Genomic DNA, 15,233 nt, shown 5'->3' on the forward strand with positions numbered 1-15,233 from the left:
CCCCTCAGCCCTGATAGCGCGACAGCGCGAGGGAGGCATTCGTGCCTCCGAAACCGAAACTGTTGGAAAGCACCGTATCGAGACCTGCGTTGTCGACCCGCTTCAGCGCGATCTCGTCCGGGCTGAGCGCCGGGTCGAGCTCCGTCACGTTGGCGGATGCGGCGATGAAGTCGTGCTGCAGCATCATCAGGCAATAAATCGCCTCGTGGACGCCGGTGGCGCCGAGACTGTGACCCGTCAGCGACTTGGTCGAGGACGCGACCGGCTGGTCATCGCCGAAGACCTTGCGGATCGCCTCGATTTCGCCGATGTCGCCTACTGGCGTCGAGGTGCCGTGGGTGTTGACGTAGTTCACCTTGCGATCCCCCAGCGATTCGATGGCAAGCCGCATGCAACGCTCTCCGCCTTCTCCGGAGGGCGCGACCATGTCGTAGCCGTCGGAATTTGCGGCGTATCCGGTCACTTCGGCGTAGATTTTCGCGCCGCGCGCCTTGGCGTGCTCCAGCTCTTCCAGAACGACCACGCCGCCGCCCCCGGCGATGACGAAGCCGTCGCGCGTCGCATCATAGGGGCGCGAAGCGGTGGTCGGCGTGTCGTTGTATTTCGACGACATGGCGCCCATCGCGTCGAACAGGCACGACAGGGTCCAGTCGAGCTCCTCGCCGCCGCCTGCAAAGACGATATCCTGCTTGCCGAACTGGATCTGCTCCGCGCCGGCGCCGATGCAATGCGCCGAGGTCGAGCAGGCCGAAGTGATGGAATAGTTGATACCCTTGATCTTGAAGGGCGTTGCCAGACAGGCCGAATTGGTCGAACTCATGCCGCGCGTAACCATGAAGGGCCCCATGCGCTTGGGAGAGCCCTTCTCGATCACGATCTTATGCGCCTGAAACAGATTCTTGGTCGACGGACCGCCGGACCCCATGACGAGCCCCGAGCGCGGATGGGACACTTCCTTTTCCTCAAGACCGCTGTCGGCAATCGCCTGCTGCATGGCCAGGTAATTGTAGGCCGCGCCGTCGCCCATGAAGCGCAGCTGGCGCTTGTCGATTTCGGCTGCCAGATCGATGTTCGGCATGCCGTGCACCTGGCTTCGGAAGCCATGCTCGGTGTAATCCGGCGCCGCGCAAATGCCGGATTTGCCGGTGCGAAGGCTTTCGGTGACCTCTTCCGCCGAGTTTCCGATCGACGAAATGATGCCCAGTCCGGTTATAACCACCCGCCTCATTGCGGTCTCCCGTCTGTTTCGGACCGTCCTTGCGTCAGTTCGCGGCGCGGTCCTGTCTTCCCTGCCGGACCGCATGACATGCCTGTCACAGGCGATGTCCGATCCGAAACCCTGTCGATTTTGCGGTCGTCACGGATGCGTACCGGTTGATCCGACCCGCGCGCTCAACGATATCTCGCCCACTGGCAGATAGTGGCGGGGGCGAACGCGATCAATCGTGACAGCGTGAAGCGATCAGGCGTCTTTGAACAGCCCCACCCGCAGGTCCTTGGCCTTGTAAATCGTTTCGCCGTCTGCCTTGAGCCAGCCGTCTGCGATTCCGAGAACCAGACGCCCGCGACGCAGCTTCTTGATATCTATGCCGTATTCAACGAGCTTCACATCCGGCGTGACCATCTTGGAGAAGCGGATTTCGCCGGTCGAGATCGCTCGGCCCTTGCCCGGTTCGCCGAGCCAGCCCAGAAAAAAGCCGGTCATCTGCCACATCGCATCGAGCCCCAGGCAACCGGGCATGACCGGATCGCCCTGGAAGTGGCATGCGAAGAACCACAGGTCGGATTTCACGTCGAGTTCAGCACGCACGCATCCCAGTCCGTGTTCGCCGCCGGTTTCGGAAATCTCCGTGATCCGGTCGAACATCAGCATCGGAGGCAGCGGCAATTGCGCGTTGCCGGGGCCAAATGTCTCGCCGCGTCCGCAGGCAAGCAATTCTTCGTATGAGTAGCTCGATTGCCGCACGTTCATATTCTTCCCGCAGGTTTATGGGTGCTTCGATCCCGTCGCGACGAAATGACGGACGGATGAAGTCTAGATTATGGAGCGCTTACTAACATAGCCCCCTGCGCTTCGAAAGCCCGGCCCCGACCGGGAAATCCGCGTTCCGGTGGTGTTTTTTGCTCAAGCCGCTGATTTCCGCGCAGGAGGCTTTGATGTAATCTGGCGGGTGACGCATGCGCCGGGTCGCTGCAACACTTGCAAAACGCGCCGGGTCTGTGGCAGAAATCCGCCACTGGCGTGCAATCGGCCATTGCAAAGGGTCGCGGTCGTACCACATCAGGTGAAGGATGACGTGCTTGCGCAAAACGTGCAGGATGGCATGATGCCGAAAGCGGGATCGTATTCTCGCGATTGATGTCTTTTGGTGGTGACATTCCCCAAACAGCGAGCGAGGCAGAGTGAGCGAGATCGAGGGACAGCGCGAAGTTCGGGATATGCTCCGTGTGGCCGGATTGCGTCCCACGCGTCAGCGCGTGGCACTGGCCGAGCTGCTGTATTCGCGCGGCAACCGGCACATCTCGGCCGAACTCCTGCACGAGGAAGCCGAGGCCGCACATGTGCCGGTTTCGCTGGCGACCGTTTACAACACCCTGCATCAGTTCACGCAGGTCGGCCTTCTGCGCGAAGTCGCGGTCGAAGGCACGAAGACCTATTTCGACACCAATACCGACGATCACCATCATTTCTTCATCGAAGGCGACAATCAGGTGATCGACATTCCCGGATCGGGCGTTTCGATGGCACGCCTTCCGGAAGCACCGGACGGTATGGAAATCGTTCGTGTGGATGTGGTCGTGCGGTTGCGCCGCAAGCACTGAGCGCGGGCCGCTTGAAAACGACGCGGTGTCTCGCCCCTCTTCAGCTTTTAAACCCTGAACCCGTTCCCGCCCGCGTGCAGTCGCTTGCGCAAGATTTTGCGCCCGATGACACCGACCAGGGACGACTGCGGCCTCATGAACGAAGCCAAAGGACGTGAGAAAACGGCTTCGGCCGCCTCTTCTTCGTCGCGAACGGCGTGTAAATACCCGCTCTTTTCGTTTCTCGACGAGATAAATCCGTCTCAAACCATTCTTACTTCATTTGTGAGCCCGCACCCTGCGCGCGTCGGGTGTTTTCCGGGCTCTTGCACAGATCCGAGATCAGGCACTTCTCGCAGTCCGGTCTGCGGGCCTTGCAGATGTAACGCCCATGCAGGATCAGCCAGTGATGGGCGTGCATCAGGAATTCCGCCGGCACCGTCTTTTCAAAAGACTGTTCCACCTCAAGCGGTGTCTTTCCGGGGGCAAGGCCGATCCGGTTGCCGAGCCGGAACAGATGCGTGTCGACGGCGATTGTCGGCAGGCCGAATGCGATGTTCAAGACCACGTTGGCGGTCTTGCGGCCAACGCCGGGCAGGCGCTCCAGGGCGGCCCGGTCGCGGGGCACCTCGCCGTCGTATTCCTCGACCAGCATTCGCGACAGCGCGATCGCGTTCTTCGCCTTGGTCTTGTAGAGGCCGATGGTCCTGATCGCCTCGCGCAGCGCGTCTTCGCCGAGCGCCAGCATTTTCTCCGGGGTGTCGACGGTTTCAAACAACGGCCGCGTGGCCTTGTTGACGCCGACGTCGGTGGCCTGTGCGGACAGGGCGACGGCCACCAGGAGCGTATACGGATTGACGTAGTGCAGTTCCCCGGTCGGCTCGGGGTTCGCGGCATGGAAGCGGGCGAAGATCGCATGGACCTCGGCCTTGCTGTAACGGGGTCGCTTCAGCGCGCGCCGCGGCTTTGCAACAGGGGCGGATTTCTTCCCTGCCGGCTTGGGCGGCTTGCGTGTTTTCACGGGATCGCTCTGGTTCTCGCTCATGGCTTCTCTATACTGTTGCATCATGACGAGCGGCAATCCGAAAACAGATCGCATCCCCGCGGACGGCTGCGATGCGCGGGACGAGGACCCCCCGTTCTTCGCAGCCTTGCTGACGCCCTATCGATCGCTGGGGGCAAACGGCTTTCGCGTCCTGATGCTGATCGTCTGCGCCATCTGCCTCGTTTCGGGCATGGTATTCCTGGCTCTGGGCGCCTGGCCGGTCTTTGGCTTTCTCGGCCTCGATATTCTCCTGATCTTTCTGGCTTTTCGCTGGAACTACAAGGCCGCCCGTGCCTATGAACAGGTGTCGGTATCACGCACGCAAATCACCATCTTGAAGGTGAGTGCCGCCGGCCGGCACTCCTGCTACCGTTTCAATCCGTTCTGGGCGAAACTTCTCGTGCGTGAAGAAGACGACGAGGGCGTGGTGCGCATCACCGTCAAGGCGCGCGGTCAATCGGTGGACGTCGGCGGTTTCCTCAACCCGGACGATCGCACGAGCTTTGCCGGCGCTTTCCGACAGGCGGTGGCGACGGCCAAGGCCGGCGGCCCGTTTCCGGAACCGCTGGCCTTGTGATCCTGCGAAAGCGCGCCCTCAGTTGAACACGCGACAGGATTGCGGCGGTGCACCCGGTCGCTTCCATGTCACCCGGTTCCCCGCGCCCGACAGGACGTAGCCACGCTGCACGTAGTAGAGGTCGGCGCTGCGTGATCGATCGGCCAGCGTCACAGGGGAAAGGCCGGACTCCCGGACGATGGCGACACGGCGCGTGTTGTCGATGGTTACGGCAAGATAGGCCCCGCTGTCGCAGTCGTAGTTGATGTCCACCAGATCGTTTCCGGGTGCTGGAAACAGGGGCGCGGGCGCGACTGGAGCCACAAAGTCGGGTTCTGGCAAGGGAGCGGGGGCACGCCCCGCTGCAATCGTCACGACACGCGAGCGACCCTGCGGCAGATAGATGCCGAGACACTGCCCGGCCGGATTTGTCACGAGCCAGGGATGGCCGGCCAGCGTCGGCTGGACCATTTCGCCGCCGGCGGGAATGCGCGCCTGGGACTGGCGCTCGCCGTTGAAGTCGAGCCAGTACACGACCACAGGTCGGCGACGCTGGTTTCGAAAGATCAGCGTGGCCGGGCTCTCGCTGGCGACCGAGGTGATGAACCCCTCTTCCCGGCAGCTCGGACGGCCCCGGGGGTCATCCTGAGAAAGGCCGGACGGCTGGCGCGGTGCAGAGGCGACCACTTCGGGCCGGGGCTCGGCGCAGGCCGTCTGGAACTGGCGAACCGGGCCGGCGCTGCCCGACAGGGACACACGGTAGGCCCAGTCGCCCTCAACACTCACCGCAAGGGTCGAGCCTCGGATCAGCGCTGTCCAGATCGGATCGGTCGCGCTCAGCGACACCACCGCGTCGGGTTGGCCGCTTTGCGTGTTCGCGGATGACCCGCGCGCGGTGTAGGAACGTGTCTGGTCGCGGGCGGCAAGCGTCACGGAGGCCGTGCCCCCCGGGGAAAGCCCGTCGACCGTGGTCTGCGTGATGAAGTCGATCTCTCCCGAGCCGGCCCGGCAACGCGCCAGGAAGCCGCGATCGTCGGTTTCGCGAATGCCGTAGACCAACGCCAGGCTGTCGTTGCCGTCGCGGCTTACATACCAGTTGCGATCCTCGAACAGCGGCGTGGCGGCCATTGCCGGGGTGTCCGGCGATGCCTGCGCCGCGGCGGTATCGGACGCATCGCTCCGGGTGTCGGTTTGGATCCCGGTATCGGTTGCCCTGTTGCGGGCGGATTTTTCGTCGCTTTCGGTGCTGCCGCGCAAATCGGTGTCCGGCCGTCGCACCCCGCCGGCGAGCGGCGGAGAGGAGGGGCTGGAGCCGGAGGGAACGGCCTGGCGCACGCCGCGCGCGGACCCTTTCGCAAGGGCCGCTTTCGTGTCCACGGTCACCTTCCAGTCGCCGCAGATGTCGACGTCGTCTTGCAGAATGCGCCCGTCGGCCAGAACCAGCCGCAGCGACCTGCGGCAGGCGATCTGGCCGCCGTTTTCGGGATCGCCATCGACCTCGACGAAGACGCGGGCCTTCGACCGCCGGCGCACCTTCACGGCCGTGCCGCCGATGGCCACGTCGCGAATGGCGGTGTCGTCATCGGTCCGGATCATCACCAGCTTGCGCTCCACGCGCGTGGCCGTTTCGCGTTTCGCGGCAAGATCGGCGGCGGAGACGTCGACGACATAGTTGATCGCGCAAAGATCGTAGGTCTTCGACAGGGAGCGGCCGTCCGACAGGCCGATTGTCAGCGCCTGATCGCAGCTGAAGGCGGCATTCTCGCGTCCGGCCTCGACGAAGAGTATCCCCGAGCCGCGTCCAACCTCCTTCAAGGATGTGCCGTCGCTCTTCGCGCTGTCGACCGTGACACCCTCGATGCTGCTTTTCAGCGACACGATACGCGTTTCGGCTGTGCCGGCGTGGGGTGCGAGGAATAGCGCGGTGGCGGTGAAGGCGGCAAGCAGGAGGCGTGCGGCGCGGCGGTGATCTGGAAGAGGCCGGATGGGCATTGGCGCTGTCATCTCGTTGGGGTCATCTCGCGAACGGTTTCCACAACAGTGGCGCGGGTTTTTGGCCGAAGCAAGACGATGTACCGCTGTGCCCGACCGGCTCGCAAATCGGGTGGCGAAGGGTGCGGATCGGGCGATAGTGTCGAGACATCGAAAAAGAAGGTGTCTTGCCATGACCGTGACCGGCCCTGCCATAACCCTGACGTCTCCCGTTTCCCTGTCGCCGGGCCAAAGCCTCGACGATTATGACGTGGTGCGTCGGACATTGCAGGCGATCACCGAACGCTGGCGTGACCAGCCGCAACTTGAAGAACTGGCGGCGGAGGCCGGCGTCCAGCCGATCCAGCTTCAGCGGGTGTTTTCACGCTGGGCCGGGCTGACGCCGAAGCAGTTCCTGCAGGCGGTGACGCTGGACCATGCCCGCGCCCTGTTGAAGCGCTCCGCGACGGTGCTTGAAACAAGCTATGAGGTCGGCCTGTCCGGGCCGGCGCGCCTGCACGACCTCTTCGTCACCCATGAGGCGATGACGCCGGGCGTCTACCGCGCGAAAGGGGCCGGCGTGGTCCTGCGCTACGGATTTCACCCCTCGCCCTTCGGTCTCGCGCTCGTCATGGCGACCGAACACGGTCTCGCCGGTCTTGCGTTCTGCGATCCCGGCGGAGAGGCAGAGGCGCTCGACGACATGCGCGGTCGCTGGCCGGCGGCGGAGTATGTGGAAGATGCCGCGGCAACCGCGCCGCTTGCACGGCGCGTGTTCGATCCGGCGAGCTGGTCGGAAGAAACGCCGTTGCGCGTCGTCATGATCGGCACGGATTTCGAGATCCGGGTGTGGGAAGCCTTGCTGCGCATCCCCGTCGGCGCGGCGACGACCTATGCCCGGATCGCCGAAGGTCTCGGCAAGCCAAAGGCCGCGCGCGCCGTCGGACGGGCCGTCGGGCGCAATCCGGTGTCCTTCGTGGTGCCCTGTCATCGCGTGCTGGGCAGCGGCGGCGGGCTGTGCGGCTACCACTGGGGCCTGACCCGCAAGCGGGCGATCCTCGGCTGGGAAACCGGCCTGGTGGGCGGCGGCGCCGCCAGCATGTGACGACCGCTGCGCCTACCGCGACCCCGAGGCCTTGCCGGCTTCGCGCTTGAGCCGGTAGAGGGCTTCCAGCGCATCGCGCGGCGTCATGTCGTCGGGATCGAGCCCGGCGAGCGCCTCCGAAAGGACATCGCGTTTATCGCGGTTGGGCGTGGTGGGGGCCGGAGCCGAGTGCGGTACGGCGGCAAACAGCGGCAGGTCGTCGATCGCCTGCTTGCCGGGTGTGCGCCGGTCCTGTTCTTCCAGTTGCGCCAGAACGGCGCGGGCACGCTCGATCACGGAGGCGGGCAGGCCGGCGAGTTTCGCCACCTGGATGCCATAGGAGCGGTCGGCCGCACCCGCGACGATCTCATGCAGGAAGACGACTTCACCCTCCCACTCCTTGACGCGGACGGTGGCGTTCGATAGGCGCCGCAGGCGCGCCGAGAGCGCCGTCAACTCGTGATAATGCGTGGCGAAAAGCGCGCGCGCCCTGTTGGTCTCATGCAGATGCTCGATCGCCGCCCAGGCAATCGACAGCCCGTCGAAGGTCGAGGTGCCGCGCCCGATCTCGTCCAGGATGACGAGCGCGCGCTCGCCCGCCTGATTGAGGATGGCGGCGGTTTCGACCATTTCCACCATGAAGGTCGAGCGTCCGCGCGCCAGATCGTCGGCGGCGCCCACGCGCGAAAACAGCCTGTCGACGATGCCGATATGCGCGTGGGTCGCCGGCACGAAAGCGCCCATCTGCGCCAGCACCGCGATCAGCGCATTCTGGCGCAGGAAAGTGGATTTACCGGCCATGTTCGGGCCGGTAATCAGCCAGATCCGCCCGCCGTCCTCGCCCTCGCTCGGGCCGAGGTCGGCGTCATTGGCGACGAACCCCTCGCCGCTCGATTGCTTCAGCGCCCGTTCCACCACCGGATGGCGCCCGCCCGAAATGTCGAAGGCGAGACTGTCGTCGACGAGCGGGCGGGTGTGATTGTCTTCTTCCGCAAGCTCGGCAAGGGCCGCGGCGACGTCGAGGACCGAGAGACCGTCGGCCACGCCCTTGATCGCATCGGCGCGGGCGAGGACATCGTCGCACAGCCGCTCGAAGGCAGCCGTCTCGAGCGCAAGCGCGCGGCCCGCCGCATTGGCGATGCGGCTTTCCAGATCGGCCAGATCCGGCGTGGTGAAGCGCATGGCGCCGGCCATGGTCTGACGGTGAATGAAGCGCGCCGGGTCTCTGGTGAGCTTGTCGGCATGGGCGGCCGGCACCTCGATGAACCAGCCGAGCACATTGTTGTGCTTGATCTTCAGCGCCCGGACCGTGAGTTCCTCGCAAAGGCTTCCCTGAAGCTGCGCGATGACCTTGCGGCTGTCGTCCCTGAGCCGGCGCAATTCGTCGAGCTCCTCGATATAGCCTTCCGCGATGAAATTGCCGTCGCGGGCGAGAAGCGGCAGGTCGTCCTTCAGCGCCCGGGCAAGATCCGCGCACAGATCGCTGGGCGCCGCGTCGATGCGGGTCAGGGCCGTATCGAGTTCTTCTTCTTCCAGACGGCCGGTGTCGTCGCGCGGGACAAGTCCGGCAATCTCGAGTGCTGCCTGAAGTCCCTGGGCCAGCGCCAGAAGATCACGCGGACCGCCCCGGTTGAGCGAAATGCGCGACAGCGCGCGGGCCATGTCCGGCACTTGCTTCAACTGGGCCCGCAGCCGTTCGCGCAGATAGGTATCGGCGTGAAACCGTGCGACTGCGTCCTGTCGGCGTCGGATTTCCGCGACACCGGTCAAGGGACTGGCAAGCCGGGAGGCAAGAAGGCGTGAGCCGGCACCCGAAACCGTTCGGTCGATGACCGATAGAAGCGAGCCTCCGCGCTCGCCCGACAGCGTGCGCATGAGTTCCAGATTGGTGCGCGTCGCCGGATCGATGAGCATGCGCGCACCGGCGCCTTCGCGGGCTGGCGGGTCGAGCGGGGCGCGGTCGCCGAATTGCGTCTTCTCCACATAGGCAAGCGCGCCGGCGGCGGCGGTGGTTTCCAGTCGCGAAAACTGGCCGAAGGCCTCCAGCGTCGCGACGCCGTAATACTGCGCCAGCCGATCAGAGGCGGTGGCGCCGTCGAACAGGCTGCGCGGCACGGGCGAGAGAGAGGCCGGGTTCTCATCGAGCAGGGCGCGCAGGGCGGGATCCTCGAGAAGCGTATCCGCGACGACGATCTCGCGCGGGTCGATGCGGGCGAGATCGGCTGCAAGCCGGGCGCCTTCGCTCGTCGCCACCTTGAAGGCACCGGTGGAAATATCGACCCAGGCAAGCGCGTAGGCGGTGTCGTCATCAAGCGACCCACTGCGACTGCGCGCCAGCGCAAGCAGGAAATTGTTGCGCGAGGCCTCCAGCAGCCGTTCTTCGGTGAGTGTTCCGGGGGTGACCAGCCGCACCACTTCACGGCGCACGACCGATTTGGCGCCGCGCTTCTTTGCCTCTGCCGGATCTTCCGTCTGTTCGCAAACCGCGACGCGGAAACCCAGCGCAATCAGCCTTTGCAGATAATCGTCAGCGGCGTGGACCGGCACGCCGCACATGGGGATATCCTCGCCCAGATGCTTGCCGCGCTTGGTCAGCGTGATGCCGAGCGCGCGTGAGGCGTCTTCGGCGTCCTGGAAGAACAGCTCGTAAAAATCGCCCATGCGGTAGAACAGCAGGCAATCGGGATTGGCGGTCTTGATCTCGATATATTGCGCCATCATCGGCGTGGGCGGTGCCAGGGCGGCCTGCGCCCGTGTCGGTTTCGCGTCCTTGTCGATCGGGGGATCCCCTGCCTGCTCGACCATGCTCGAGACCTTCGTGTTTGGGTGGCGGGTGCCGCATCCAGCCGTTGGGCGTCGTGAGTGCTTTCTAGCGTGATTTGGCAAATCGGCGGAAGGGTTTCGGCAACGCGGCGGGTGATGGCGGGTTGAGTGCTGTATTTGCAGGGGATAATGTCTGCCTCCGCTTTTCATGGGCGGCAGGGCAATTGGAGGGCTAAATGCCAACGACGGACAAATCGGGCAAGAGCGGCGTCAGCTTCACGGAACAGGAGGCGCTGCAGTTTCACAACGAAGGCCGTCCCGGCAAGCTGGAAATCACGCCCACCAAGCCCATGGCGACCCAGCGCGACCTCTCGCTGGCCTATTCGCCCGGTGTCGCCGTGCCGGTGCTTGCCATAGCGGAAGATCCGTCGCGCGCCTTCGACTACACCACGCGGGGCAATCTTGTCGCCGTGATTTCCAACGGCACCGCGATTCTCGGCCTCGGCAATCTCGGCGCGCTCGCTTCCAAGCCGGTGATGGAAGGCAAGGCGGTGCTGTTCAAGCGTTTCGCCGATGTCGACAGCATCGATCTGGAGATCGATACCGAGGACGTCGACGCCTTCGTCAATTCCGTGCGCTACCTCGGCCCCTCCTTCGGCGGCATCAATCTGGAGGACATCAAGGCTCCGGACTGTTTCATCATCGAGCAGCGCCTGCGCGAACTGATGGACATTCCCGTCTTTCACGACGACCAGCACGGCACGGCGATCATCGCCGTCGCCGGCCTGATCAATGCCATGCATCTGACCGGCCGCACGGCCCAGGACACGCGTATCGTCTGCAATGGCGCGGGTGCTGCCGGCATCGCCTGCATCGAGCTTGCCAAGGCCATGGGCGTGCCGCACGAAAACGTCATTCTCTGCGACACCAAGGGCGTGATCTACAAGGGCCGCTCCGAGGGGATGAACCAGTGGAAATCCGCCCATGCGGTGGAGACGGACGCACGCAGCCTCTATGACGCGCTGAAGGGCGCTGATGTCTTTCTCGGCGTGTCGGTCAAGGGCGCGCTCACCGAGGACATGCTGCGGGTGATGGCGCCCAATCCGGTGATCTTCGCCATGGCCAATCCGGATCCGGAGATCACGCCGGAAGAGGCGCACCGCGTCCGCGACGACGCCATCGTCGCGACGGGCCGCTCCGATTACCCCAACCAGGTCAACAATGTCCTGGGATTCCCCTATATCTTCCGTGGAGCGCTGGACGTTCAGGCGACCACGATCAACGACGCGATGAAGGTTGCCTGCGCCGAGGCGCTGGCCAAGCTCGCCCGGGAAGAAGTGCCCGACGAGGTCGCCGCCGCCTATCGCGGTTCGCGGCCGAAGTTCGGTCCGGAATACATCATTCCGGTGCCCTTCGATCCGCGCCTGATCTCGACGATCCCGCCGGCGGTGGCGCAGGCTGCGATGGACACGGGCGTCGCCCGCCGTCCCATCGTCGACATGGAAGCCTACCACCACCAGCTTTCCGCCCGCCGCGATCCTGTCGCCGGTACCTTGCAGCGGATCTTCTCCAAAGTGCGCCAGCAGCCCAAGCGGGTGGTCTTCGCCGAGGGCGAGGAAGAGCCGGTGATCCGCGCGGCGGCGAGCTTCGTTGCGCAGGGGCTTGGCGAGGCGATCCTGATCGGCCGCGAGGACGAGATCCGCGCGGCGGCGACCGGGGCCGGCATCGACATCGAGCGCGCCGGCATCTCGATCCACAATGCGCGGCTGGCAACACGCAACAGCGACTATGCCGAATTCCTCTATGGCCGGCTGCAGCGGCGCGGCTACCTGCAGCGCGATTGCCAGCGGCTCGTCAACAACGACCGCAACTACTGGGGTGCGATCATGGTGGCGCGCGGCGATGCCGACGCCATGGTCACGGGCCTGACCCGCAACTACTCCGTGGCGCTCGACACGGTGCGCAACGTGATCGACACCAAGCCCGGACACCGGGTGATCGGCGTGTCGCTGGCGCTGTGCCGGGGTCGCACGGTGCTGGTTGCCGATACGGCGGTGATCGACATGCCAACCTCGGAGGAACTGGCCGATATCGCGGAGGAGGCCGCCCATGTCGCGCGCCGGCTGGGCTATGAGCCGCGCGTTGCCATGCTGGCCTATTCCACCTTCGGCCATCCGCGCGGTGAGCGCTCCGAAAAGGTCATCGAGGCGGTGAAGATCCTTGACCGGCGCCGGGTGGACTTCGAGTATGATGGCGAGATGGGCGCGGATGTCGCGCTCAACATGGACAAGATGGGGGCCTATCCCTTTTGCCGCCTGACGGGTCCGGCCAATGTGCTGATCATGCCGGCGTTCCACTCGGCCTCCATCTCCACCAAGATGTTGCAGGAGCTGGGCGGCTCGACCGTGATCGGTCCGTTGCTGGTCGGCCTCGACAAGCCGGTGCAGATCCTGCCGATCGGCGCCAAGGACAGGGACATCGTCAACATGGCGGCGATTGCGGCGTATAATGTGACGTGAGCCATCTCTCCCGACGTGTCGTACAGGGTTCGACACGTCGGGAGAGTGGGCCTTTCACCGCGATATCGGAAAGCGACAGGAAGAATGGCGCATGGCCTGGTCAAGATCTGCGGTCTTTCGAACGACGCGACGCTGGAGGCGGCGATTGCCGCCGGCGCCGGCATGATCGGGCTGGTGTTCTTTGAAAAAAGCCCGCGCCATGTCTCGCTGGAAACCGCGGCGCGGCTTGCCGACCGGGCGCGCGGACGGACCGAGATCGTCGCGCTCACCGTGAATGCCGACGATGCGACCATCGAGGCGATCATGGACCGCGTGCGCCCCGACTGGCTACAATTGCACGGGTCGGAAACACCGGAGCGCTGCGTCGAGCTCAAGGCGCGGTATGGCGTCAGGATCATGAAGGCGCTGGGCATCCGCGAGGCCGATGACATTGCCACGGCCCTGCCCTATGTGAGCCATGTCGACCGGCTGCTTTTCGATGCCAAGCCGCCCAAGGGTGCTGATCTGCCCGGCGGCAATGGCGCGAGCTTCGACTGGGCGTTGCTGCAGGGCCTTGACCATGGCGTTCCGCTCATGCTTTCCGGGGGGCTCGATCCGCGGACGGTGGCGGATGCGATCCGCATCGGAGGCATCGGCGATGTGGATGTCTCTTCCGGCGTGGAGCGCGCGCGGGGCGAAAAGGACGAAGACCTCATACATGTGTTCGTGGCGGCGGCACGCCAGGGCGCAACCGACAGGCCCGCCGGGGACAGGACGCTCCCCGGGTAATTGGCGCAACAAGGACGGACCGCATGACCATCCATCCCAACACCTATCGATCGGGTCCCGACGAGCGCGGCCATTTCGGCATTTTCGGCGGTCGCTATGTCGCCGAAACGCTGATGCCGCTGATCCTTGATCTGGAGAAGGCCTACAAGGACGCCAAGGCGGATCCGGCCTTTCAGGCAGAAGTCGACAACCTCAACACCCATTACACCGGCCGGCCCTCGCCGCTCTATTTCGCAGAGCGTTTGACCGAGGAGCTGGGGGGCGCCAAGATCTACTTCAAGCGCGACGAGCTGAACCACACGGGCAGCCACAAGATCAACAACTGCCTCGGCCAGATCCTGCTGGCCCGGCGGATGGGCAAGACCCGCATCATCGCCGAGACCGGCGCGGGCCAGCACGGCGTGGCGACCGCCACCGTCTGCGCCCGCTTCGGCCTGCCCTGCGTCGTCTACATGGGCGCGACCGACGTCGAGCGCCAGAAACCCAATGTGTTCCGCATGAAGCTTCTGGGCGCGGAGATCGTTCCGGTGACGGCCGGCGCCGGCACGCTTAAGGACGCGATGAACGAAGCGCTGCGCGACTGGGTCACCAATGTCGAAGACACCTATTATCTGATCGGCACGGCGGCGGGGCCGCATCCCTATCCGGAGATGGTGCGCGACTTCCAGTCGGTGATCGGCACGGAAACGCGCGAGCAGATGCTGGCCGCCGAAGGCCGCTTGCCCGATGCCCTGGTTGCGGCCGTCGGCGGCGGCTCGAACGCCATCGGCCTGTTTCATCCCTTCCTGGATGACCCCGACGTGAAGATCTACGGCGTCGAGGCGGGCGGCAAGGGCCTTGAGGGCGAGGAACATTGCGCCTCGCTCAACGCCGGCAAACCCGGCGTGCTGCACGGCAACCGCACCTATCTGCTGCAGGACGACGACGGCCAGATCCTGGAAGGCCATTCGATCTCGGCCGGTCTCGACTATCCGGGCATCGGGCCGGAGCATTCCTGGCTGAAGGAGAGCGGCCGGGTGAGCTATCTGCCGGTCACCGACGCGGAGGCGATGGAAGCCTTCAAGCTGCTGACGCGGGTCGAGGGCATCATTCCCGCGCTTGAGCCGGCGCATGCGCTCGCCCAGGTGATGAAGCTCGCGCCGACGATGGCGAAGGACCAGATCATCGTGATGAACCTGTGCGGGCGCGGCGACAAGGACGTCTTCACCGTCGGCAAGATGCTGGGCTACGATCTCTGATCGATCTGGCGGACTCCTGAATTCCGGGAAAGGCGGCGATGTGATTTCGCCGCCTTTCCCGTATTCGCCTGGGACCCTGGCCGAAACTCGTCACTCCGGTCGCACTCACCGGGTTTGGCCGTTTCCGGCATGTCGCGCCGGGGCATGTCGAGGGGCTTGGGAGGCGGAGACGGATGGGCTGCGGCGAGGAAGGGGAGGATATCGCTTGCGGCCGTGGCTGGCGGACACGTCCACAGGCGACAGGATATGCGGTGCCGGGATCTCCCGCACGCATTTTCCGGGCCGCATCGCAAGACGCCACTGCGACACGCAAAATGTCCGCAATGCTCCGGCGGTGGAACTCAGCGACATGCCGTTTTCAAGACGCTTTCGGGTGGCAGGACTCTTGTCCGTCGGGCTCGGGAAATGCCGTGAGACGACAAGGTCGCCGCTTCGCGCGACGCTGAGACAAAACCATTGCCTCGCTTCGGCGGATCGGCTATCCCTC

Annotated in this window: 11 protein-coding genes; 6 read left to right on the forward strand and 5 right to left on the reverse strand. The window is 64.8% G+C overall.

What is annotated here, in order from left to right; genetic code table 11:
- Positions 1-4: 4 nt before the first annotated feature.
- Together fabB and fabA are read right to left on the reverse strand one after the other, a co-directional pair.
- The gene (gene fabB / locus BLU32_RS17915; RefSeq protein ID WP_093809203.1) at positions 5-1,228 is read right to left on the reverse strand and encodes a beta-ketoacyl-ACP synthase I; all 1,224 of its coding nucleotides are present in this window, start codon (positions 1,226-1,228) and stop codon (positions 5-7) included.
- A 234-nt stretch (positions 1,229-1,462) separates the two neighbouring features.
- The gene (gene fabA / locus BLU32_RS17920) at positions 1,463-1,972 is read right to left on the reverse strand and encodes a 3-hydroxyacyl-[acyl-carrier-protein] dehydratase FabA (RefSeq protein ID WP_093809205.1); all 510 of its coding nucleotides are present in this window, start codon (positions 1,970-1,972) and stop codon (positions 1,463-1,465) included.
- A 431-nt stretch (positions 1,973-2,403) separates the two neighbouring features.
- On the opposite strand from fabA, the gene irrA reads away from it, so the two are divergent.
- A complete protein-coding gene (irrA, locus tag BLU32_RS17925) occupies positions 2,404-2,823 on the forward strand; it encodes an iron response transcriptional regulator IrrA (RefSeq protein WP_371326938.1) in 420 nt (139 codons plus the stop codon).
- A 253-nt stretch (positions 2,824-3,076) separates the two neighbouring features.
- Here the strand turns inward: irrA and nth are convergent, their stop codons facing one another.
- A complete protein-coding gene (gene nth / locus BLU32_RS17930) occupies positions 3,077-3,847 on the reverse strand; it encodes an endonuclease III (protein WP_172838588.1) in 771 nt (256 codons plus the stop codon).
- Here nth and BLU32_RS17935 point away from each other — a divergent pair.
- Positions 3,846-4,424, forward strand: a complete 579-nt coding sequence (locus tag BLU32_RS17935; protein ID WP_244501736.1) for a DUF2244 domain-containing protein — start codon at positions 3,846-3,848, stop codon at positions 4,422-4,424. The genes nth and BLU32_RS17935 overlap by 2 nt on opposite strands.
- A gap of 18 nt (positions 4,425-4,442) precedes the next feature.
- Here BLU32_RS17935 and BLU32_RS21880 read toward each other — a convergent pair whose 3' ends face one another.
- On the reverse strand, positions 4,443-6,395 hold the full coding sequence (locus BLU32_RS21880) for a hypothetical protein (protein ID WP_157727729.1): 1,953 nt from the start codon (positions 6,393-6,395) through the stop codon (positions 4,443-4,445).
- Between the two features lie 172 nt (positions 6,396-6,567).
- Here BLU32_RS21880 and BLU32_RS17945 point away from each other — a divergent pair, with 172 nt between their 5' ends.
- Positions 6,568-7,479: a bifunctional helix-turn-helix domain-containing protein/methylated-DNA--[protein]-cysteine S-methyltransferase gene (locus BLU32_RS17945; protein WP_093809209.1), complete on the forward strand. Its 912-nt coding sequence runs from the start codon at positions 6,568-6,570 to the stop codon at positions 7,477-7,479.
- A 12-nt stretch (positions 7,480-7,491) separates the two neighbouring features.
- On the opposite strand, the gene mutS is transcribed toward BLU32_RS17945, so the two are convergent.
- The gene (gene mutS, locus BLU32_RS17950) at positions 7,492-10,263 is read right to left on the reverse strand and encodes a DNA mismatch repair protein MutS (RefSeq protein ID WP_371326939.1); all 2,772 of its coding nucleotides are present in this window, start codon (positions 10,261-10,263) and stop codon (positions 7,492-7,494) included.
- A 194-nt stretch (positions 10,264-10,457) separates the two neighbouring features.
- On the opposite strand from mutS, the gene BLU32_RS17955 reads away from it, so the two are divergent.
- The 3 genes from BLU32_RS17955 (at position 10,458) to trpB (ending at position 14,746) form a co-directional block, all read left to right on the forward strand.
- Positions 10,458-12,740 carry an NADP-dependent malic enzyme gene (locus BLU32_RS17955; RefSeq protein ID WP_093809211.1) on the forward strand — a complete coding sequence of 761 codons (2,283 nt, stop codon included), beginning with the start codon at positions 10,458-10,460 and terminating at the stop codon, positions 12,738-12,740.
- A gap of 84 nt (positions 12,741-12,824) precedes the next feature.
- Positions 12,825-13,508: a phosphoribosylanthranilate isomerase gene (locus tag BLU32_RS17960; RefSeq protein ID WP_093809213.1), complete on the forward strand. Its 684-nt coding sequence runs from the start codon at positions 12,825-12,827 to the stop codon at positions 13,506-13,508.
- 23 nt (positions 13,509-13,531) lie between these two features.
- Positions 13,532-14,746, forward strand: a complete 1,215-nt coding sequence (trpB, locus tag BLU32_RS17965) for a tryptophan synthase subunit beta (protein ID WP_093809215.1) — start codon at positions 13,532-13,534, stop codon at positions 14,744-14,746.
- Positions 14,747-15,233: the final 487 nt, after the last annotated feature.

Source organism: Stappia sp. ES.058 (genome assembly GCF_900105595.1).
GTDB lineage: Bacteria > Pseudomonadota > Alphaproteobacteria > Rhizobiales > Stappiaceae > Stappia.

Bases quoted from the DNA above. Each gene is read 5' to 3' on its own strand.
- BLU32_RS17945 (WP_093809209.1), top strand. From the start codon at position 6,568: ATGACCGTGACCGGCCCTGCCATAACCCTGACGTCTCCCGTTTCCCTG.
- BLU32_RS17960 (WP_093809213.1), top strand. From the start codon at position 12,825: ATGGCGCATGGCCTGGTCAAGATCTGCGGTCTTTCGAACGACGCGACG.
- BLU32_RS17935 (WP_244501736.1), top strand. From the start codon at position 3,846: ATGGCTTCTCTATACTGTTGCATCATGACGAGCGGCAATCCGAAAACA.
- nth (WP_172838588.1), bottom strand. From the start codon at position 3,847: ATGAGCGAGAACCAGAGCGATCCCGTGAAAACACGCAAGCCGCCCAAG.
- mutS (WP_371326939.1), bottom strand. From the start codon at position 10,263: ATGGTCGAGCAGGCAGGGGATCCCCCGATCGACAAGGACGCGAAACCG.
- BLU32_RS21880 (WP_157727729.1), bottom strand. From the start codon at position 6,395: ATGCCCATCCGGCCTCTTCCAGATCACCGCCGCGCCGCACGCCTCCTG.
- fabB (WP_093809203.1), bottom strand. From the start codon at position 1,228: ATGAGGCGGGTGGTTATAACCGGACTGGGCATCATTTCGTCGATCGGA.
- fabA (WP_093809205.1), bottom strand. From the start codon at position 1,972: ATGAACGTGCGGCAATCGAGCTACTCATACGAAGAATTGCTTGCCTGC.
- BLU32_RS17955 (WP_093809211.1), top strand. From the start codon at position 10,458: ATGCCAACGACGGACAAATCGGGCAAGAGCGGCGTCAGCTTCACGGAA.
- trpB (WP_093809215.1), top strand. From the start codon at position 13,532: ATGACCATCCATCCCAACACCTATCGATCGGGTCCCGACGAGCGCGGC.